Origin of the sequence: Falcatimonas sp. MSJ-15 (assembly GCF_018918265.1) — a bacterium.
In the GTDB taxonomy this organism is placed as follows: domain Bacteria; phylum Bacillota; class Clostridia; order Lachnospirales; family Lachnospiraceae; genus Falcatimonas.
Map to the genome: position 1 here is coordinate 186,003 of NZ_JAHLQC010000006.1, position 20,209 is coordinate 206,211.

General features: G+C 35.5%; 24 protein-coding genes. All 24 read left to right on the forward strand.

The genetic code is table 11. The annotated features are described in order from the left end of the window. Positions 1 to 5 precede the first annotated feature (5 nt). The 24 genes from pfkA (at position 6) to KQI85_RS06595 (ending at position 20,095) form a co-directional block, all read left to right on the forward strand. Entirely contained in the window at positions 6 to 980 is a 975-nt protein-coding gene (gene pfkA, locus KQI85_RS06480; RefSeq protein ID WP_216575270.1) for a 6-phosphofructokinase, read from the forward strand. Between the two features lie 817 nt (positions 981 to 1,797). Beyond that, on the forward strand, positions 1,798 to 2,577 hold the full coding sequence (locus tag KQI85_RS06485; RefSeq protein WP_216575271.1) for an RNA methyltransferase: 780 nt from the start codon (positions 1,798 to 1,800) through the stop codon (positions 2,575 to 2,577). Between the two features lie 169 nt (positions 2,578 to 2,746). Then, positions 2,747 to 4,084 carry a cell wall hydrolase gene (locus tag KQI85_RS06490; protein WP_216575272.1) on the forward strand — a complete coding sequence of 446 codons (1,338 nt, stop codon included), beginning with the start codon at positions 2,747 to 2,749 and terminating at the stop codon, positions 4,082 to 4,084. 217 nt (positions 4,085 to 4,301) lie between these two features. After that, on the forward strand, positions 4,302 to 4,751 hold the full coding sequence (locus KQI85_RS06495) for an NfeD family protein (protein ID WP_216575273.1): 450 nt from the start codon (positions 4,302 to 4,304) through the stop codon (positions 4,749 to 4,751). Positions 4,752 to 4,753: 2 nt separating this feature from the next. Beyond that, the gene (locus KQI85_RS06500; protein WP_216575274.1) at positions 4,754 to 5,707 is read left to right on the forward strand and encodes an SPFH domain-containing protein; all 954 of its coding nucleotides are present in this window, start codon (positions 4,754 to 4,756) and stop codon (positions 5,705 to 5,707) included. Between the two features lie 299 nt (positions 5,708 to 6,006). After that, positions 6,007 to 6,942, forward strand: a complete 936-nt coding sequence (gene argF, locus KQI85_RS06505; RefSeq protein WP_216575275.1) for an ornithine carbamoyltransferase — start codon at positions 6,007 to 6,009, stop codon at positions 6,940 to 6,942. 377 nt (positions 6,943 to 7,319) lie between these two features. After that, entirely contained in the window at positions 7,320 to 7,403 is an 84-nt protein-coding gene (locus KQI85_RS16520) for a MerR family DNA-binding transcriptional regulator (protein WP_253293776.1), read from the forward strand. Between the two features lie 108 nt (positions 7,404 to 7,511). Beyond that, the gene (locus KQI85_RS06515) at positions 7,512 to 8,525 is read left to right on the forward strand and encodes an RNA-guided endonuclease TnpB family protein (RefSeq protein ID WP_216575276.1); all 1,014 of its coding nucleotides are present in this window, start codon (positions 7,512 to 7,514) and stop codon (positions 8,523 to 8,525) included. Positions 8,526 to 8,704: 179 nt separating this feature from the next. Then, positions 8,705 to 8,995, forward strand: a complete 291-nt coding sequence (locus tag KQI85_RS06520; protein ID WP_216575277.1) for a DUF6637 family protein — start codon at positions 8,705 to 8,707, stop codon at positions 8,993 to 8,995. Between the two features lie 4 nt (positions 8,996 to 8,999). Continuing rightward, positions 9,000 to 9,983: a biotin--[acetyl-CoA-carboxylase] ligase gene (locus KQI85_RS06525; RefSeq protein ID WP_216575278.1), complete on the forward strand. Its 984-nt coding sequence runs from the start codon at positions 9,000 to 9,002 to the stop codon at positions 9,981 to 9,983. Positions 9,984 to 10,231: 248 nt separating this feature from the next. Further along, positions 10,232 to 10,561 (forward strand): DUF6145 family protein, encoded by a 330-nt coding sequence (locus KQI85_RS06530; RefSeq protein ID WP_216575279.1) that lies wholly within the window; start codon positions 10,232 to 10,234, stop codon positions 10,559 to 10,561. A 3-nt stretch (positions 10,562 to 10,564) separates the two neighbouring features. Continuing rightward, positions 10,565 to 11,536 (forward strand): tRNA dihydrouridine synthase DusB, encoded by a 972-nt coding sequence (dusB, locus tag KQI85_RS06535; protein WP_216575280.1) that lies wholly within the window; start codon positions 10,565 to 10,567, stop codon positions 11,534 to 11,536. A gap of 71 nt (positions 11,537 to 11,607) precedes the next feature. Further along, positions 11,608 to 12,102, forward strand: coding sequence for a transcription elongation factor GreA (gene greA / locus KQI85_RS06540; RefSeq protein ID WP_216575281.1), 495 nt, complete (start codon positions 11,608 to 11,610; stop codon positions 12,100 to 12,102). A 33-nt stretch (positions 12,103 to 12,135) separates the two neighbouring features. After that, positions 12,136 to 13,626 carry a lysine--tRNA ligase gene (gene lysS / locus KQI85_RS06545; RefSeq protein ID WP_216575282.1) on the forward strand — a complete coding sequence of 497 codons (1,491 nt, stop codon included), beginning with the start codon at positions 12,136 to 12,138 and terminating at the stop codon, positions 13,624 to 13,626. A gap of 243 nt (positions 13,627 to 13,869) precedes the next feature. Next, positions 13,870 to 14,097, forward strand: coding sequence for a DUF6462 family protein (locus KQI85_RS06550; protein ID WP_022377868.1), 228 nt, complete (start codon positions 13,870 to 13,872; stop codon positions 14,095 to 14,097). 9 nt (positions 14,098 to 14,106) lie between these two features. After that, positions 14,107 to 14,580 (forward strand): DUF6462 family protein, encoded by a 474-nt coding sequence (locus KQI85_RS06555; protein WP_022377867.1) that lies wholly within the window; start codon positions 14,107 to 14,109, stop codon positions 14,578 to 14,580. Continuing rightward, positions 14,573 to 14,872 carry a DUF6462 family protein gene (locus KQI85_RS06560; RefSeq protein WP_022377866.1) on the forward strand — a complete coding sequence of 100 codons (300 nt, stop codon included), beginning with the start codon at positions 14,573 to 14,575 and terminating at the stop codon, positions 14,870 to 14,872. Before KQI85_RS06555 ends, KQI85_RS06560 begins: the two co-directional genes overlap by 8 nt. A 534-nt stretch (positions 14,873 to 15,406) precedes the next feature. Next, positions 15,407 to 15,556, forward strand: a complete 150-nt coding sequence (locus KQI85_RS06565) for a hypothetical protein (RefSeq protein WP_015567903.1) — start codon at positions 15,407 to 15,409, stop codon at positions 15,554 to 15,556. After that, positions 15,543 to 15,797, forward strand: coding sequence for a hypothetical protein (locus KQI85_RS06570; protein WP_055062764.1), 255 nt, complete (start codon positions 15,543 to 15,545; stop codon positions 15,795 to 15,797). The genes KQI85_RS06565 and KQI85_RS06570 overlap by 14 nt, the downstream gene beginning before the upstream one ends. A 51-nt stretch (positions 15,798 to 15,848) precedes the next feature. Next, a complete protein-coding gene (locus KQI85_RS06575; protein WP_050755693.1) occupies positions 15,849 to 16,769 on the forward strand; it encodes a ParM/StbA family protein in 921 nt (306 codons plus the stop codon). Positions 16,770 to 16,777: 8 nt separating this feature from the next. Next, entirely contained in the window at positions 16,778 to 17,227 is a 450-nt protein-coding gene (locus tag KQI85_RS06580; protein WP_008395352.1) for a hypothetical protein, read from the forward strand. Positions 17,228 to 17,232: 5 nt separating this feature from the next. Then, positions 17,233 to 17,406, forward strand: coding sequence for a hypothetical protein (locus KQI85_RS06585; RefSeq protein ID WP_172622380.1), 174 nt, complete (start codon positions 17,233 to 17,235; stop codon positions 17,404 to 17,406). A gap of 235 nt (positions 17,407 to 17,641) precedes the next feature. Beyond that, positions 17,642 to 18,430 (forward strand): hypothetical protein, encoded by a 789-nt coding sequence (locus KQI85_RS06590; RefSeq protein ID WP_243002990.1) that lies wholly within the window; start codon positions 17,642 to 17,644, stop codon positions 18,428 to 18,430. Positions 18,431 to 18,520: 90 nt separating this feature from the next. Continuing rightward, the gene (locus KQI85_RS06595; RefSeq protein WP_253293771.1) at positions 18,521 to 20,095 is read left to right on the forward strand and encodes a SpaA isopeptide-forming pilin-related protein; all 1,575 of its coding nucleotides are present in this window, start codon (positions 18,521 to 18,523) and stop codon (positions 20,093 to 20,095) included. The last annotated feature ends 114 nt before the right edge of the window (positions 20,096 to 20,209 follow it).

Below are 20,209 nucleotides of genomic sequence, written 5' to 3' on the forward strand. Positions count from 1 at the left end.
ACGTTATGGCAAAGGAAATTAAAACTATAGGTATCTTAACAAGTGGTGGTGATGCACCAGGAATGAATGCTGCAACAAGAGCAGTAGTCAGAAATGCAATCGCACATGGCTTAAAAGTAAAAGGTATAATGAAAGGATACCAGGGACTCCTTAATGAAGAGATCATAGATATGGATGCACGTAGTGTATCAGATACTATTCAAAAAGGTGGTACAATACTTTATACAGCAAGATGTGCAGAATTCAGAACACCTGAAGGTCAGAAAAAAGGTGCTGATATATGTAAAAAACATGGAATAGAAGGACTTGTTGTAATTGGTGGTGATGGTTCTTTCCAGGGTGCACAGAAGTTAGCAGCTCTTGGAATTAATACAATTGGTCTTCCAGGTACAATTGACCTTGATATTGCATGTACAGATTATACAATTGGTTTTGATACTGCCGTTAACACAGCTATGGAAGCAATTGACAAAGTTAGAGATACTTCAACATCACACGAAAGATGTAGTATTATAGAAGTAATGGGAAGAAATGCCGGATATATCGCTTTATGGTGTGGTATCGCTAATGGTGCAGAAGATATTCTTCTTCCTGAGAGATATGATAATGATGAGCAGAAGCTTATCAATAATATCATTCAGAATAGAAAGAAAGGTAAAAAACATCATATTATTATCAATGCAGAAGGTATTGGTCATTCAACAAGCATGGCAAAGAGAATTGAAGCTGCAACAGGAATTGAGACAAGAGCTACAATACTTGGACATATGCAAAGAGGTGGAAGCCCAACATGTAAAGATAGAGTATATGCATCAATCATGGGAGCTTATGCAGTAGATCTTCTTAGAGAAGGTAAGTCAAATAGAGTAGTTGCTTACAAGAATGGTAAGTTCGTAGACTTCGATATTGATGAAGCACTTGCAATGAAGAAAGATATTGATGAATATCAGTATACAATCAGCAAGAATCTTGCAAGATAGTGACAAGAGATATAATACTCGATATATAGAAAATACTTTGCAAGTAGTGAATATGAATATATATCAATTAGCTTTGTAAGTAGAAAATGTAATATATAACAATTGGCTTTATTAGTAGAAGCTGTTAATATATAACAATTAGCTTTATTAGTAGAGAATGTTAATATATAATAATTAGCTTTATTAATAGAGAATGTTAATATATAACAATTAGCTTTATTAATAGAGAATGTTAATATATAACAATTCACTTTATGAGTTAAAAAGTTAAGAGATAGGAGTAATCGTGTAAGAGGATTACTCCTATTTTTAATATATATATTTTACTGTCTATTTTTTTGCATATCTTTTAGAAATTTGACAATATGCTCTTTGTTTTTAGCTATTTTTATATATAAAATCCTTTCGTTTGTCATAGGCTCCGCTCACTACCTTTAGGTAGCGGGTAGTTTAGCACAACATTGACAAAAGCAGGAAGATGGTCTGATTATAATAATCTTAATCCAATTATAATCAAAAGTATATTTTATGGAAATATAGAGAGTTATACAATCAATTAAAAATAGTATAAGGAATAATAGTTGATAATTGATTGGAAATCTAAAACTACTATAAACATAGTAGATTTACAATAGATAACGTGATAAAATACATAGACGATGCAAAAAAATACGGAAGCATTAACACTAGTGGGTCTAGTATGTACAATATGTAATACGCAAAATATGTAATAAGCAAAGTATACAATAAGTAAAGCATGTAATACGTAAAGTATACAATAAGCAAAGTATATAGATAAGAAAGGTAAATAGCAAAAATGATCACAAGTATTAAGAACCAGAAGATAAAAAATGTAATGAAACTTATGACTTCGGCAAAAGCGAGAAAAGAACAGGATGTTTTTATTGTTGAAGGAATAAGAATGTTTAGAGAAATAGATAAAAATGACTATGTTGAAGGCTTTGTATCGTCTGACTTTTACGAGAACAATCGTGAATATCTGAATAATTGCGAATGTTCATACGAAATAGTGGATAATAAAGTGTTTGAACAGATGAGTGGAACACTTACACCACAGGGAATTATGGCAGTTGTAAAACAGAAGCATTATACAATAGATGATATACTTCCAAAAGATAGACCGGCACATATAATTATAAGCGAAGGAATCCAGGATCCAGGCAATCTGGGTACAATAATAAGATGTGGTGAAGGTGCAGGAATAACAGGTGTACTTATGTCAAAAAATACTGTTGATATATATAACCCAAAGACAATAAGATCAACCATGGGTTCAATTTTCAGAATTCCATTTTTATATACAGATAATTTAGAAAAAAGTATAAATTATTTGAAAGAAAAAAAAGTAAAATTGTATGCAGCTCATCTTAAAGGTGAAAAAAATTATGATGAAGTAAACTACAAAGAATCAATTGGTTTCTTGATCGGAAATGAAGGTAATGGACTTACAGATAGAACAGCAGATATGGCTGATAGCTATATTCTGATACCTATGGAGGGAAAAGTTGAATCTTTAAATGCAGCAATAGCCGCATCAATTTTAATGTATGAAGTCAATAGACAGAGACGTAAGTAAATTTTAAAAGTTTTTTAATAAATTAACACAATTCAATATGCGAAAAAACTTGATTTAGTGATAGAGTTTCTTTGGGGTTGACAAAGAAAACATATTTTGGTACAATAGCAACCGTAACAAATTCGTAACAATTATAACAGATTGGTAATAATTGTTTAGGAGGTAAAATATGGAGTCGAAAAGTAGAAAGGCTATCGCTTACGTGCTTGTGGCTATAATAGCATTAACACAGACAGCATTCACAAACGTATTCGATATAGATACTACTATGACTGTCACTGAAGGACATGAAGAATTGACGGTATTTAGTAATAATATAGTAGATCTTCTTGATTTAGCCGTAGTTGATGTTTCAGGCAGTGGAATATCAATAGCAGCGAGTGATAATTCAGCAGTTACAGCAATGGAAGATGAAGATAACACTGTTGCCGCTGAAGACGAATCACAAAAGTCTGCAAAGGAAACTGAAGAAAATAAGGAGCAGCCGGCAGCATCACCATTTGATGGCAAGATTGTTGTTAACGTTGATGACTATCTCACAATGAGAGCAGAACCAACAACAGATGCAGCAATAGTTGGTAAGTTATTCGCCGGTTCAGCAGCCGATATAGTTGGTTATGCTGATGGATGGACACTTGTTACATCAGGTTCCGTAACAGGTTATGTATGCAATGGATATTTTGAGACAGGTGCAGCAGCAGAGGCGCTTGCTAACCAGGTCGGACAGAGAATTGCTACAGTAACAACAGATACATTAAGAATTCGTAGTGAAGCTAATACAGAATCAGATATAATTGATTTAGCAGCACTCGGACAGCAGTTTACAGTTGTTGGACAGATTGATGGATGGTATCAGATATTATATTCATCAGATGTTGTAGGCTGGGTATCAGCTGAATTCGTATCAGTTGAACTTACACTTGGCCAGGCATTATCAAGAGAAGATGAACTTGCAGAGATAGCAAGAAAAGCTGAAGAAGAAGCAAGACAGGCAGAAAAAGAACGCCAGGAAGCTGAGGCAAAAGCAGCAGCAGAGAAGGCAGAAAAAGAAAAAGCTGCCAAGAAGGCAGAGGCATCTTCATCAAGCCAGTCATCATCTAATCAGACAACACCAACAACAACACAGACAGCAGCAACAGAAGCATCATATGATGATGCATACTTATTAGCATGTCTGGTATCAATGGAAGCACAGGGTGAATCCTATGAAGGTAAACTCGCAGTTGCAAGTGTTGTATTAAACAGAGTAAATAGCTCATATTACCCTAACTCAATAAGTGGTGTAATATATCAGAGTGGACAGTTTACAGGAGCTAACACAGGTAAGTTAGCTAATATATTAGCAAGTGGACCAGCTAATGGTGAATGCTATCAGGCAGCTAATGATGCTTTAGCAGGAATCAATAATGCAGGTGGATATACTAACTTTATATCCTTATGGAAAGCTAATACAGATAACTACTCAGAATATATGATTATTGGTAATCATTGTTTCTATCGTAGATAATGTTATGAATTTGCAGAAGCCAATAGGGCGGGCTTCGTAATATAAGGCGGTTGCTTAAGCAACCGTCTTTTTTATAGCTAAAATAGTATAATGTGCACTTTTGAAAATGTTAAAATGTCATATTAACTCTTGTATACTAAAATTAAATAATGTAAAATAGATATGAAACTTTAATAAAATAAGTTTTAAGCTTTAAAACCAGGAAGGGGGTATGTTTATGCCTACAATAATCTGGCTTATAGTATTTGTTGTACTTGTACTGTTTGAGATACAGACACTTGCTTTGACTACGATATGGTTTGCAGGTGGAGCACTTGTAGGATTTGTGCTTTCGTTATTTGATATAGCGGTATTAACACAGATCAGAGTATTCCTAGTAGTCTCATTTGTACTTCTTATCTGTACACGACCATTTGCAATCAAATACATAAACAGGAAGAATGTAAAGACTAATACAGAAAGTCTTGTAGGAAAACATGCAAAGGTTATAGAACCGATAAGTAATATTAATAATACAGGGGCAGCTATAATCGAAGGACTTGAATGGACTGCAAGAGCAGAAAATGAGAGCATGGTAATACCGGTTAATACAATCGTTACAGTAGTTAGAATTGAAGGTGTAAAACTGATTGTACAGCCAATATCTAATATCCAAGGAGGAATATAATTATGTTAGCAGCATTACTAGAAGCAAATGTTGGTACAATAGCAGGAATCGTTCTTGTAATAGTATTACTTGTGATTTTTGCATCATGTATCCAGGTAGTTCCACAGGCACAGGCAAGAGTTCTTGAGAGACTCGGCGGTTATAAGGACACATGGAACGTAGGTGTTCATATTAAGATGCCATTTATCGATAAAGTGGCTAAAAAAGTTATATTAAAAGAGCAGGTAGTAGATTTTGCTCCACAGCCGGTTATCACTAAAGATAACGTAACAATGAGAATTGATACAGTAGTATTTTATCAGATAACAGATCCAAAGTTATATGCTTATGGTGTAGATAATCCAATTATGGCTATTGAGAACCTTACAGCAACAACTTTAAGAAATATCATCGGTGATCTTGAACTTGACCAGACTCTTACATCAAGAGAGATAATTAATGCCAAGATGAGAGCATCACTTGATTCAGCAACTGACCCATGGGGAATTAAAGTTAACAGAGTAGAACTTAAGAATATTATTCCACCGGCAGCAATTCAGGACTCAATGGAGAAACAGATGAAAGCTGAACGTGAAAGACGAGAAGCAATCCTTAGAGCAGAAGGTGAGAAGAAGTCAACAATCCTTGTTGCAGAAGGTAAAAAAGAATCAGCAATTCTTGATGCTGAAGCAGAGAAACAGGCAGCAATCCTTAGAGCAGAAGCTCGTAAGGAAGCAATGATTCGTGAAGCAGAAGGTCAGGCACAGGCTATTTTAAAAGTGCAGCAGGCTAATGCTGATGGTATCAGATTTATAAAAGAAGCAGGAGCAGATGAATCAGTATTAAGACTTAAGAGCCTTGAAGCATTTGCAAAAGCAGCAGATGGAAAAGCAACTAAGATTATAATTCCTTCAGAGATTCAGTCAATGGCAGGACTTGCAAAATCAGTAGTTGAAATAGCAAAAGACGCACAATAATAGAATAAGATGATAAGTAAAAGCCTAGAAAGTTATGTATTTATATGCATAAACTTTCTGGGCTTTTGATATATGGAAGATTAAGTCTTATATTACTATCGCTGATTATATATGTACCAGGTATATAGTATGCAAAGAAAATATATTATCAGTGCATAAATATAAGAAGAGTCTTGTATCACATTTAAAATCTTATTAGTGGTTGACATGTATAAAAATATATGATAATGTATAAATATTAAAAGGAGCTTATAAATATTAATAGAATACAGTGAGAATATGAATTGGAGGCAGATATTATGAATTTAAAAGGACGCAGTTTTTTAACACTTAAAGATTTTACACCACTTGAGATTGAGTATCTTATTGATTTGGCAGCAGATCTTAAAGCCAAGAAGAAAAAAGGAATAACAGGCGAGAGCCTTAAAGGCAAAAATATTGCACTCATATTTGAAAAACCATCAACAAGAACAAGATGTTCATTTACAATTGGTTGCGTTGATGAAGGAGGTCATCCGGAATATCTTGGAACTAATGATATCCAGCTTGGCCATAAAGAGAGTGTTGAAGATACAGCAAGAGTTCTTGGAAGAATGTTTGATGGAATTGAATTCAGAGGTTTTAAGCAGGATACAGTTGAGAAACTTGCCAAATATAGTGGAGTGCCTGTATGGAACGGATTAACAGATGAATATCATCCAACACAGATTCTTGCAGATATGCTTACACTTAAGGAACATTTTGGAACATTAAAAGGTCTTAATTTTGTATATGTTGGTGATGGCCGTAATAATATGGCTAACAGTCTTATGATTGGAACAAGCAAGCTTGGTGTTAATTTTACAATTATAGCACCTAAGGAATTGTGGCCAGGCGAAGAACTTGTACAATTATGTAAAGCTTATGCAGCAGAATCTGGAAGTACGATTACAATATCAGATTCAGTTGATGCTGTAAAAGGTGCAGATGCAATATATACAGATGTATGGTGCTCAATGGGTGAGGAAGATAAAGCAGCTGAGAGAATTGCACTTTTATCACCATATCAGGTTAATAAAGATATGATGGATAAGACTGGCAAAGATACAACAATATTCATGCATTGTCTTCCAGCTGTAAAAGGCAAAGAAGTAACCGAAGAAGTCTTTGAAAGTGCCAAATCAGTAGTATTTGATGAAGCAGAGAACAGAATGCATACAATAAAGGCAGTTATGGTAGCAACACTTGGCAATTAACATTTATATAGCAGTTTTTTTCTGAGTGATTATTAATATACATAGGCAATAATATAAAATAATATGATAGATAACAGACTTCTTAATAGAGTGGAGTCTGTTATTTTTCTTAGAATAGTGTTGATAAATCAGAAAAAAAATGTTAATATGAATAGTGATTTGAAGAGATTATGTGCAGTAATCTCTTTTTTAGATAAATATAATTATGTGACTTGTAGTTAATTTGAAAAGCGAAAAAGTGTGCTTTTTATAACTATGGTTATGGTTAATAGGAGATATCAACAGTTTGATATAACTTATAAAAAACTATATCAAACTGTTGACCTTTATAACTTTTGTTGATGGAACAAAGTATAACCATTATAAGGAGATTTATTATGAGCAAATATTATTCTATCAATGAATTTTCAAAAATTTTAGGAGTATCAGCACAAACATTACGAAATTGGGATAAGAATTGAAAACTTCACTCACATCATACTTCAAGTAATGGATACAGATATTATTTACATGAACAATTACAGCAAGAAAACTTGTAAAGGAACTAATTGAAGAAGGTGGTGAAGATAATGATAAAAACAATTCGAGTGATGTTGCTCCCAAATAACAAACAAAAAACTAAATTATTCCAATATGCCAATACTTCTCGTTTTGCTTATAACTGGGCTTTAGGAAGAGAACAAGAAAATTATAAGACAGATGGAAAATTTATCTCTGATTGTGATTTAAGAAAAGAGTTTACACAGCTAAAGAAAACAGATGAATATTCTTGGTTGAATAATATATCTAATAATGTAACAAAACAAGCTATTAAAGATGCTTGTGAAGCATACAAGAGATTTTTCAAAGGATATTCAAAGTTTCCGAATTTTAAAAGTCGTAAACATTCTATCCCATCATTTTATCAGGATAACGTAAAAATTCAATTTACAGGTACTCATGTAAAAGTAGAAGGATTTTCTTCCTCAAAAAAGAAGAATAAACAGAAATTGAATTGGATTCGATTGGGAGAACATGGATGTATTCCTACTGACTGCAAGTATGTGAATCCACGTATTAAGTATGATGGTATAAATTGGTATATTACAGTTGGGATTGAAGATGAAAGCCACATTGGTCTTCCATCAAATGATGGCATTGGTATTGATTTAGGAATCAAAGATTTGGCAATATGCTCTGATAATAATAAATATCAGAACATTAACAAAACACAAAAAGTTAAAAAACTAGAAAAAAGAAAACGCAGATTACAGCGTTCCATATCAAGAAGATATGAGAATAACAAGAAAGGAGTAAGTTACTGCAAAACAAGTAATATTGTAAAGAGTGAAAAAGAACTTTTAAAAATAAATCACAGACTAACGAATATTCGTCAGAGCTATTTACATCAGATAACATCAGAGATCATAAAGCGAGAACCAAGTTCTAAATTATGTAGCTGTTGTGGAAATATCAAAAAAGATTTGAAGTTATCAGACCGTATTTACAGGTGTAAATGTGGAAATGTAATTGACAGAGATTATCAAGCTGCTTTAAATCTAAAAAGATATGGAGAAAATGTGATAAAACAATCTGTAGCATAACACTTTCAAGTTATTGCAGATATGTACTGATACGTTAGTCAGGAATTTACGCCTATGGAGTATACAAGAGCTTGTGAGTAGTATCTGTTTCGGCAGTATGAAAGCATATACAATGAAGTAGGAATGAAACATAAAAGTCTATAACTTTTTATAAGTTTTCAGTAACGGATAAGAATATTATGTATATTGATTTAAGTCAGAAAAAACATACGAGAAATAACCTTATAATAGAGATAATCAATGTTATATTAGGAATAGCAATTATTACCCTGGCAATTTTGACATTTTTGAATACTGAAGAATATGCCTTTTTGTTTCCAGTGATATTTTTGCTTGGAGCTATAATGAATGGAGCAACAGCCTTAAAAGATTTTCTTGGCAGTAATAGAGGAATGGGAATTGTTGTATCGATAGTTACGTTACTATTCTTTGTAATATTTATTGCAAGTGCTGTTGTTATTTGGAGGTAATATTTTGAAAGAAAAAATATTAAGAATGTTAAAAGAAACTGAAGGCTATGTGTCTGGACAGGAGATATGTGAACTGCTTGGTGTATCAAGGACAGCAGTATGGAAGAATATTAATCAGCTAAAAGAAGAAGGATATGAGATTGAAGCTGTTCAAAACAGAGGCTATATTCTGAAACAGACGGCAGACAGTTTATCAGAATTTGAGATAAAAAGTGAGATTAATGGGTGTGAATGGTTTGCGGGAGATATATATTTCTATCATGAGATAGGTTCTACTAATGATGAATGTAAAAAACTTGCAGAAGAAGGTGCAAAACATGGTACACTTGTTGTAGCTGAGAAACAGACTAAAGGCAAAGGAAGAAGAGGACGAAGCTGGGAATCACCAAAAGGAACAGGAATCTGGATGACACTTCTTCTAAGACCTGACATTGAACCATATAATTCGTCAGGTCTTACACTTGTCACAGCAATGGCAATAAATAAAGCTGTTCAAGAGATAACAGGACTTGATGCTAAGATTAAGTGGCCTAATGATATAGTTGTTAATGGTAAAAAAGTGACAGGAATACTTACAGAGATGAGTGCACAGCCAGAGATGATCAACTATATTGTGATTGGAATAGGAATTAATGTTAATACAGAAGAATTTCCTGAAGATATAGCTAAGACAGCATCGTCACTTAAGATTGAATCAGGTAAGACTATTAAGAGAAGTAGTATAATTGCATTATTTGGTAAATATTTTGAACAGTATTATGCTAAATATATTAAGACACAGGATATGTCACTTCTTATAGATGAGTATAATAAAGAACTTATTAATGTTGATAGGCAGATAAAAGTTCTTGCAAAAGAAAATTCATATACAGGAATAGCAAAAGGAATTAATAGACATGGTGAACTTATAGTTGAGACAGAGAATAAAGAACTTAAAAATGTTGTTGCAGGTGAAGTATCGGTACGAGGACTTTATGGATATGTATAATATGGGTTAGTCGGTTACTTTTATGTAGTATGAGAGACTAGGCGATATTGTACGGTTAGTAATAGTGACTGGTCAATTGCTTTTAGAATTGCAATATGTAATTGTAAGATTTAATGTATATATTTAATGTACATAGCTAGTGTTTTTGCAATTATATATTTTGTTTTTATTGTATAGAAAGGAATATGTATGAATGATACGATGTTACTATAACATATATTAGTACTATTCATACAAAGGTGTTTGATATGTACGGTGAAGGAATATTATGTGCATCTAATGCGTATGAGAAGAAGTTTTATTTAAATCCTGAATTTACAAGGCTTCCTGAAGATATTAAGAATGAACTTAAGATAATGTGTGTATTATATACAGAAGATGTAGGTGGAATCTTTACAATATCATTTGATGATAAAGGTGAATTATTTCTTAATACAGAAGCAGCAGAAGAAGATCTTCTCTATGATGAGATAGGAGCAGGCCTTAAGATAAAACAGATAAGACGAGATAAAGCTGAGCTTTTATATCAGTTATCAATGTTTGTAAAGATCTTTATATTAGGCCAGGATGTGGAGTAAGTAATGGAATTAAAGATAGGAAATGTAATTATACCTAATAATATAGCACTTGCGCCAATGGCAGGTGTTACAGATTTACCATTCAGACTTTTGTGTAAGGAGCAAGGAGCAGGACTCCTATATACAGAGATGGTAAGTGCAAAAGCAATTCTCTATAATAATAAGAATACTAAAGAACTTCTAAAAGTAGAGAAAGGCGAGAATCCTATTGCTGTTCAATTATTCGGCTCTGACCCGGAGATTATGGGAGAGATTGCAAAAAGAGTTGAGGAGCTTCCATTTGATATCATTGATGTTAATATGGGATGTCCGGTACCTAAAGTTGTTAATAATGGTGAAGGTTCTGCACTTATGAAGAATCCGGTGCTTGTTGGAAAGATTGTTGAAGCAATGGTAAAATCAGTAAAAAAGCCTGTTACAGTAAAGATTAGAAAGGGCTTTAATGATGAATGTATTAACGCACCTGAGATTGCACATGTTATTGAAGAATCCGGTGGTGCAGCAGTTGCAGTTCATGGAAGAACAAGAGAAGAATATTATAGGGGACATGCTGATTGGGATATTATAAGACAAGTGCATGACAGAGTTAATATTCCTGTTATTGGTAATGGCGATATAACAGAGCCTGAAGATGCTATTAATATGATGAAGCAGACTGGATGTGAAGGTATTATGATAGGCAGAGGAGCACAGGGTAATCCATGGATATTTAGAAGAATTAATCATTATCTTGCCACTGGCGAGATGTTAGATAAGCCTAACCCTATAGAGATAAAACAGATGATTATTAAGCATGCCAGACTTCAATATGAGATAAAAGGTGAATATACAGGTGTTAGAGAGATGAGAAAACATATCGCATGGTATACACAAGGACTTAAGAATTCTGCAGCATTAAGAAATGATGTTAATAAAATAGAGACTATGGACGAACTTATAAGATTTATTAATGAGAATCCTTGCTTGACAATGTAGGGTAGTTAAGCTATAATACTTTGAATGTTGATAGAATAACAAATTTTAATTTTGGGAAGGGTGTAAATATAATGGCAGAAAAAACAGAAGTAAAGAAAAATGTATTAACCTATACAGGGTTAAAAAAATTAGAAGATGAATTACAGGATCTTAAAGTAGTAAGACGTAAGGAAGTTGCTGCTAAGATTAAGGAAGCAAGAGAACAAGGTGACTTATCTGAGAATGCTGAATATGATGCAGCAAAAGATGAGCAGAGAGATATAGAAGCAAGAATTGAAGAAATCGAGAAGATTCTTAAGAATGCAGAAGTTGTTGATGAAGATGAAGTAGATCTTGGTAAAATCAGTGTTGGATGTATTGTAAAACTTTATGACATTGAATTTGATGAAGAGATTGAATATATGATCGTCGGTTCAACAGAAGCTAACAGCTTACAGAATAAGATTTCTAATGAATCTCCAGTTGGTAAAGCTCTAATCGGAGCATCAGAAGGAGATACAATTACAGTTGAGACTCAGGCTGGAGATATCCAGTATAAAGTTCTTGACATTAAGAGAGCTAATTAATTATTTTTATTATACAAAAAGGAGTGAATTACCTTGGCTGAACAGAATAATGGACAGGCAAAAGACGAAAATGAACTTTTAAAAGTTCGTAGAACAAAATTAGATGACCTTAAGGAACGTGGAAAAAATCCATTTGAGATTACAAAATTCGATGTTACACATCATAGTAAAGAAATAAAAGATAATTTTGACGCTTTAGAAGGTCAGGATGTAACAATTGCTGGCCGTATGATGTTCAAACGTGTCATGGGAAAGGCATCTTTCTGTAATATTCAGGATCTTAAAGGTCGTATCCAGGCATATGTTGCAAGGGATGAGATAGGAGAAGAAGATTACGCAGACTTCAAGAAATATGATGTTGGTGATATTCTTGGAATTACAGGTCGTGTGTTCAAGACTAAGACAGGTGAGATCTCAATTCATGCATCAAGTGTAACACTTCTCTCAAAGAGTTTACAGATATTACCAGAGAAGTTCCATGGACTTACAGATACAGATGTGAGATATCGTCAGAGATATGTTGACTTAATCATGAACGAGGATGTTAAAGAGACATTTATTAAGCGTTCACAGATTATCAGCAGTATCCGTCGTTTCCTTGATGCACAGGGATTCATGGAAGTTGAGACACCAATGCTTGTATCTAATGCAGGTGGTGCAGCAGCAAGACCTTTTGAGACACACTTTAATGCACTTGATGAAGATGTTAAACTTCGTATTTCACTTGAATTATACTTAAAGAGACTTATCGTAGGTGGTATGGAGAGAGTATACGAGATAGGACGTGTATTCCGTAATGAAGGTACAGATACAAGACATAATCCTGAATTTACATTAATGGAATTATATCAGGCATATACAGATTATTATGGAATGATGGATCTTACAGAGAATATGTTCCGTACAGTAGCTAAAGAAGTATGTGGAACAACTAACATCCCATATGCTGAAGAGATGATAGATCTTGGTAAGCCATTTGAACGTATTACAATGGTTGATGCAGTTAAAAAATATGCTGGTGTTGATTTTAATGAGATTAAAACAACAGAAGAAGCTAAAGCTATTGCAACAGAGAAACATGTTGAGTTTGAAGAACGTCATACAAAGGGTGATATCTTAAACTTATTCTTTGAAGAATTTGTTGAAGAACATTTAATTCAGCCAACATTTGTCATGGATCATCCAGTTGAGATCTCACCTCTTACAAAGAGAAAACCTGAGAATCCAGATTATGTTGAGAGATTTGAATTATTCATCTATGGACGTGAGATGTGTAATGCATATTCAGAGTTGAATGATCCAATTGATCAGAGAGAGCGTTTTGCAGCTCAGGAGGCAGCTTTTGCAGCAGGTGATGAAGAAGCTAACCATACAGACGAAGATTTCTTAAATGCTTTATCAATTGGTATGCCACCAACAGGCGGTATCGGATATGGTATTGACAGACTTGTAATGTTACTTACTAATTCACCAGCAATCAGGGATGTATTATTATTCCCGACTATGAAGTCTATTGATAAGTAGGAATGCAGGAAAATCAAGGGTTTCAGAGCGTGGATGTACTAAAATATATAGTTGGTCAAGGGGTTTTGACCAAGATTTGACCAATTTTTGGCATAGTCAAAAAAAGATTAGTACAGGTTAGTACAGATTGCTTAGTCTGAAAAATTAAAGATTGTATTACTTAGAGGACATTTTCTAAAGAAATTTAGAAGATGTCCTCTTTTTGCGTTATAGGAACAATTGAAATACCGAAAGGAGAATAGCATGGAACACACAAAGGCATATCAGGAATTTAAGAAGAATGGTAATACAAAGTTTGTAAGATATAGCGAAGGAGCAGAAATGTATCATATGAGCGTATCAAAGTTTATGCAAATGGCTAAGGATGCCAAAGCAATCTATAAGTTAGGACAGTTAGTACTTGTGAATTTAAAAATATTTGATGAGTACATTGAGACATTCCATATAGTTGATGATGAATTTTATAAGTAGGTGAAAAGGATGGTAACACAATTACAGCCGGATGTTAGGGCTTATCTTCATGGTGGGGAGGTAATAAAAAGATACATAAGGGTCGAAGAGGTGGCTCATGAATATGGATTTAGTGTTGAGGAAACTGAATATATAGCTAAGGCTGCAAGTTCTTTATACAAGCTTACCCGTATTCATTTGGTAAAAAAGGAAAGGTTTGATGAGTTTATGAAACACATATATAAAGTGCCGGGAACAAATAAGCAGATAATCAAAAAGTTTGCGAGAATTGGAGAAGCTTCAATTATATACAGTATTGGAAGGCATAGGTTTATCGAGCTGGCTAGAGCAGCAGGTGCTACATATAAAATAAATGAGGGGACAGGAGGGACTGTACTGGTTAATTTAGAAATATTTGATAATTACATGGAGCAATTCAGACAACCTGTAAGACCTTTGAAAGAGCCGTTATACGGACAGGAAGAAGGTGAATTGAATGAGTAACTCATATAAGTTCTATTCAGATACAAAAGACATTATGAAAAAATATGTAAATGCTACTGAGGGAGCCATTATTTATGGCATAAGTAAATCAAGGATTATGGTTTTGGCTTCAGAAGCAGGGGCAGTATATAAGGTTGGAAATTCAGCATTGATTAATACAGATATTTTTGAAATGTATTTGGAGAAATTTAAGGAACCAACAAGACCATTGCCCAAACATATTTGGAATAAATTGTCAAGCGAAGATAAAAAAGACCACAATAGTACCTGTTTTGATAAAAAAGACCCGTGATTGTCACTTTCGGCATTATAGAAACTAATGTAATATATGGACATTCCAAGAAAAACTTGGGATGAACAATTTAATAATCAGTTACAGATTTGCAAAGTAGTTTGCACTGCAGAGTATCTGTAGGTAGTAAATTTACGGGGCATGTACCTGGAAGATGAAAGTCACAGCTATCATATTAGTAGCCTGATGGATCGAAAGATGAAGGGTGAGAAGTTGGATGGAAATCTGGAAAAAGGATTCGGCATGTTGCGTAAGGATAATCAACCACAGAGGGCGAGAAGTTTGTCCTTATCCTCAAAAGGCTAAAAGAGGAGATAGTGCTTCTGATAATTCAGAAGGGCGTCGTGAAACACATTTTGTGGCTCGTCTGTAACTCCCGGAGGTGAGAACACCTCTTTGTACACGGGGCGATATAGGAGTCTAGAAGACTGGCGTGTACCTACATGCTTAGCATTAAGCATAGCCATGTAGACTATATCACTTCCAAATTCAAATTTTGTCTATATGGCAACTAATTTGAAGGAGGATAAAGTGATGATGGGATTTAGCATAGCATTTATAATTATTGTTCTTATTGTATTGTATTCATTAGCAAGGACAGCAGGTGAGTCGGACAGGATATTGGAAAATATAAGAGAGCAATCACTCCTTGGAAGGGAGGAGAGCTCTGGTGGGAACAGTTGAAAAAAGAGATAAGCATAAGAAACGCAGATTTGTATCTCCAGAAGAAAAGCTTGAAAGAGAATTAAAAGATTGTATGCATTGTAGATTCTTCTGGGGACATAACAACAGATGTGCCAATGGAACATGTTGTAAACCATCTAAGAAAAAAGAACAGAAGCTTCCAGCGGAATGTGTCGGATGTCCATATTATCAAGGGAATGGTTATTGTTTTCCTTGTATGCGAAAGCTGATAGGAAAGTAGGTGGTTAAGATGTTCAAGTGGCTGTTTAAGAAGAAAGGATGTGCAAAACATATGAATAACAAGTTAGAAGTAATCGGCATTGATCATGGTTGGTCAATGATGAAAACAATTTCTCAGGTATTTGTCACAGGAGTTAAGGAGATTACAACAACTCCGGCACTTTTCGGCGATGTACTTGAGTATGAAGGAAAGTTCTATAAGGTTGGAACTGTGAGGCAGGAAGTAAAGGATACAAAGGTCGAAGATGACAGCTTTTATCTTCTCACTCTTGCAGCAGTTGCTAAGGAACTTAAAAGAAGAGGTCTTGCAGAGGCAAAGGTATTCCTTGCCGTAGGACTACCACTTACAAGGTTTGGAGCAGAGAAGAATGATTTTATCAAGTACCTGACAAAGAATAAGCGTGTAAGCTTCAAATATGAGAATGAGCCGTATTATATTGAAATGGATGATGTGGCAGTATTCCCTCAGTGTTATGCAGCAGTAGTGGACAAGATTCCTACAATGGCAAAGAAAACGCTGATAGTAGATATCGGTAGCTGGACAATCGACATTATGCCGGTAATCAACAAGTCACCGGATGAATCAAAGTGTGTGACGATACCAAAAGGTCTTATTACCTGTATGCGTTCTATCAATGAACAGTGTGTAAGACAACTTAACGGAGAGGTAGACGAGTCAGAGATACAGAATATCATGCGATATGGCAGGTCAGATATTGATGATGAATACTTTGCCATTATCAAGGCAGAGATAGAGGATTTTGTTGATAAGGTATATAACTCAATCCGTGAGTTTGGGTATAACTTAAAGACTACACCGATTGTATTTGTCGGTGGCGGGGCAGTTGTGATGAAGAATTTTGGTAGTCATGATGCTAAGAACATTTCCTATAACCTTGATGTAAAGGCAAATGCAAGAGGATATGAGCAGCTTGCCACAATGGGACTTAAAAGCACTAAGCGATTATCATAAGGAGGCAGATGATGGGAAGAAGACTTGAATATGAAGTAAAAACTTCTGTCCGCCTCAACATGAGCAATCCCCAGCATGTGAAAATCAATGATGTGATTCAGAACCTTGATCCGAAGATTTTCAAATCTAAGAACCAGTTCATTATAGATGCGATTCAGTTCTACATTGATAATTATGGAAAGGAAACCTTTGTTATCAAGAAGAAGGAAAAAGAGAGGGCTGAATATATCCGGTCAGAAGATATTGATGACATTAAGGAAGAAGTCATTGAAGCAGCAACCAATGAGGCTAGAAAAGAGGTAATAAAGCTGTTAGGCGGAGTGATATCCGGGATGAATGTTGGTCAGCCGGTAATTATGCAGGCAGCCAATAGTGAAGCACAAGAACTTACAGAAGATGTTATGGACGATGCAGATGTTGCAGGTCTTGCAATGGGATGGATGTCGAAAGGAGACTGATTATTATGAGAAGAGTTATGGGAGCCGTAGGAACAGTGATTTTAGAGATACTCAAGTGGATATTAAGGATAATTCTTGGAGCTTTGAAGCTGGTCTTAGGACTTGCCAGAATAATTCTTCTTCTATTCGCAATGGTGGCAAGGGTATTTCTTTCATTCGTAAGAATGGGCACATTCTGAGAGGAGGTGAGCGTATGCAGGTAAAGGGTTTATTCTTAAATTATAAGAAAAACAGAAGACTTATGCAGTATTTCTTTAAAATAAGAGAGCTGGTATAATGAAAGGAGTTTAAGATGCACAGAATACGGGACAGTCCTATGTGTCCCGTGCATTACAGATAAATAGTTCACTGCAAGGGTGGATGGCACGGAACACAAAGCCCGTCCCTCTTGCGGAGAAGGGATGGGTGATTACTATGAAGAAGATAAGTATTATCTTATTATCCGCAGTACTGGTCTTTTCAATGGCTGCCTGTAATGGTGGTAAGGAAAAGGCTGATAATCAGACAGAGAAACAGACGGAAAGCGTAAAGCCAACTGAAGAAGTAGCAATGGCAACGGAAGCTGTCACAGAGGTCACAACCGAAGCTGGAAGTGAAGAGACAGAGAAAGATATTGCCGAGGCTAAAGATTCAGAAGAGAAGACTGATAAGGAAGATAACCAGTCCGCTGATAATGAAACTGCTTCAAAGCAGGAAGAAAAGCCAAAGCAGAATGACGAGCCGGAACAGAAAGCTCCTGAAAATGATAATGAGGAAGCTGGCGGAAATCAGAGTAATGCAGGTAATGGTGGTCAGACTACAGACAGTCCGAAAGACAATGTGAGCAATCCACAGCCTGCATCCGTGGTATACAGTCCACAGAATGTTGTGTCACTTGCAACAGCAAAGTGTCAGGCAGGAGGGATGATTACCACACAGCAGAATTTACAGAACCATTTGAATGATGGCAGTATCACGCAGGAAGAGTACAATGAGTATTATCCTTACGATGGTATGGAAGGCTCTTATTATAGTGTGTTTGTAGAGACAGACCTCAACAAAGCAAGTACCATTGATGGACAACGGTTATCATCTGAGGATGCAATCGCAGAATATATTGCAAGTATGTTACTTTTGGAAACAGATCCGGTATTCTACATCAGTTATGATGGAGTTTACACGACAGGCGGCACAGACTATTACGAGTTTCGATGTCACAGATAAATAAAAACGAATAGAAGCAGAAGGAAGAAAGATGTAAGCCATAAACTTATGTCTTTCTTTTTTATGCGTAAATTAAGGAGGAAAAAGCACATGAAACAGAAACTAAAGCGTTTTATGGCAGCATTTATGGCTATGCTCACACTGGTTGGAACACTCTTTACGAATGGAACAACAGCATTTGCAGCCAGTCCGCAGGCAAATATTGCGTTCTGGAATGCGTCAGTCAAAAATTCCGGAGAAGTAAGTGAGTTGAAGCCCGGATATAATCATGGCAAGATTCTGTATTCAATTCTTGACGGAAATTCTGCATATTGTATGAATTTCGGATTAAGAGCAGATGGCGGTCAGCTTATGAACAGCTACGATGATGCGAGCACATCAATGTCAGTACAGCAGAGAAAGCTTTTAAGTTACTGCCTTTATTATGGGTTTAACAGTACACAAAAGGCGGCACCAAGCAACAGTCAGTGCGATGAGTATATCGCAACTCAGGCAATGGTATGGGTTATTGTAGCAGATATCTTTGGAACCGGAAGTGGTGATTCGGCAGCGAGAAAGCTCTGCAACACAGCACCAAGTCCGGCTTCTTCATACAGCTATTATGAGAGACTCAGGGACAATATCAGCAGCTCCTACAATGCAACACTTCCAAGTTTTGCATCACGCAGAACCAGTGAGGCACCAACTTATGAATTAAAGTGGAATGATGGAAGTCAGAGATTTGAAACAACATTATCTGACAGCAATGGTGTTTTATCGGATTTTGATTTTGGCATCAGCGGATATTCTGTTGATAAGAATGGCAACAGTATTACCATATCTTCAACGAGTGTGAATACTACAGCTACAACAGGAACATTCACATCCAATGCAGGCAAGGTTGAGACAACATCAAGCTGTGTATTCTGGCTTACAGGAAAAAGCGGATATCAGGAGTTTATTTCTGAAAGACCGACAGCAGATCCTGTCAAAGCCTATATCAAGGTCAAGACAGAGAACATCGGATATGGTGAGCTTACAAAGACAGATGAGTCAAGCGGAGTGAAGCTTTCCGGTGCAGTTTATGGAATCTATTCTGACAGCGGATGCACAAACAGAGTACAGACCATGACAACAGATGGAAACGGATATGCAAAGTCAGCTGCACTTGTTGCAGGCACTTATTATGTAAAAGAAATTACCGCACCAAAGGGATATGTCCTTTCCGGTAAGGTTCATACACTTACTGTAAAAGCAGGACAGACAACGGGAATCTCTGCAACAGATAAAGAGCAGCTTGGAGCAATCACAATCTACAAAGAGGGTGAGGTGCTTAGCTCATGGAATGGAAGCAATTTCACCTATGAGAAAAAGAAGCTTTCCGGAGCAGCATTCAAGGTAACTGCCGGGGCAGATATCTACAAGGCAGATGGTACAAAGGTGTATAGTGCTGGCGATGTTGTAGCAGAAAGCCTAACAACAGGAACTGACGGACAGGTGGTATTATCTGACCTTCATCTTGGAACTTATGTGATTACTGAGATTAAGAGCATTGACGGATATACAATCAATACCACACCTCAGACAGTAGCAGTTGAGTATAAGGACCAGACTGTGACAGTCCAGTATGAATCAACTACGATTGAGAATACAAGACAGAAAGCGGATGTATCTGTCGTAATATAAAGTTATACTTAAATATGTACAATAAATATTAAATAAGAATGTACAAATGTTATGATATATGGGTTATAAGGAGGAACTCATGATGATATTAAAGAATCAAATCATAACAAACAT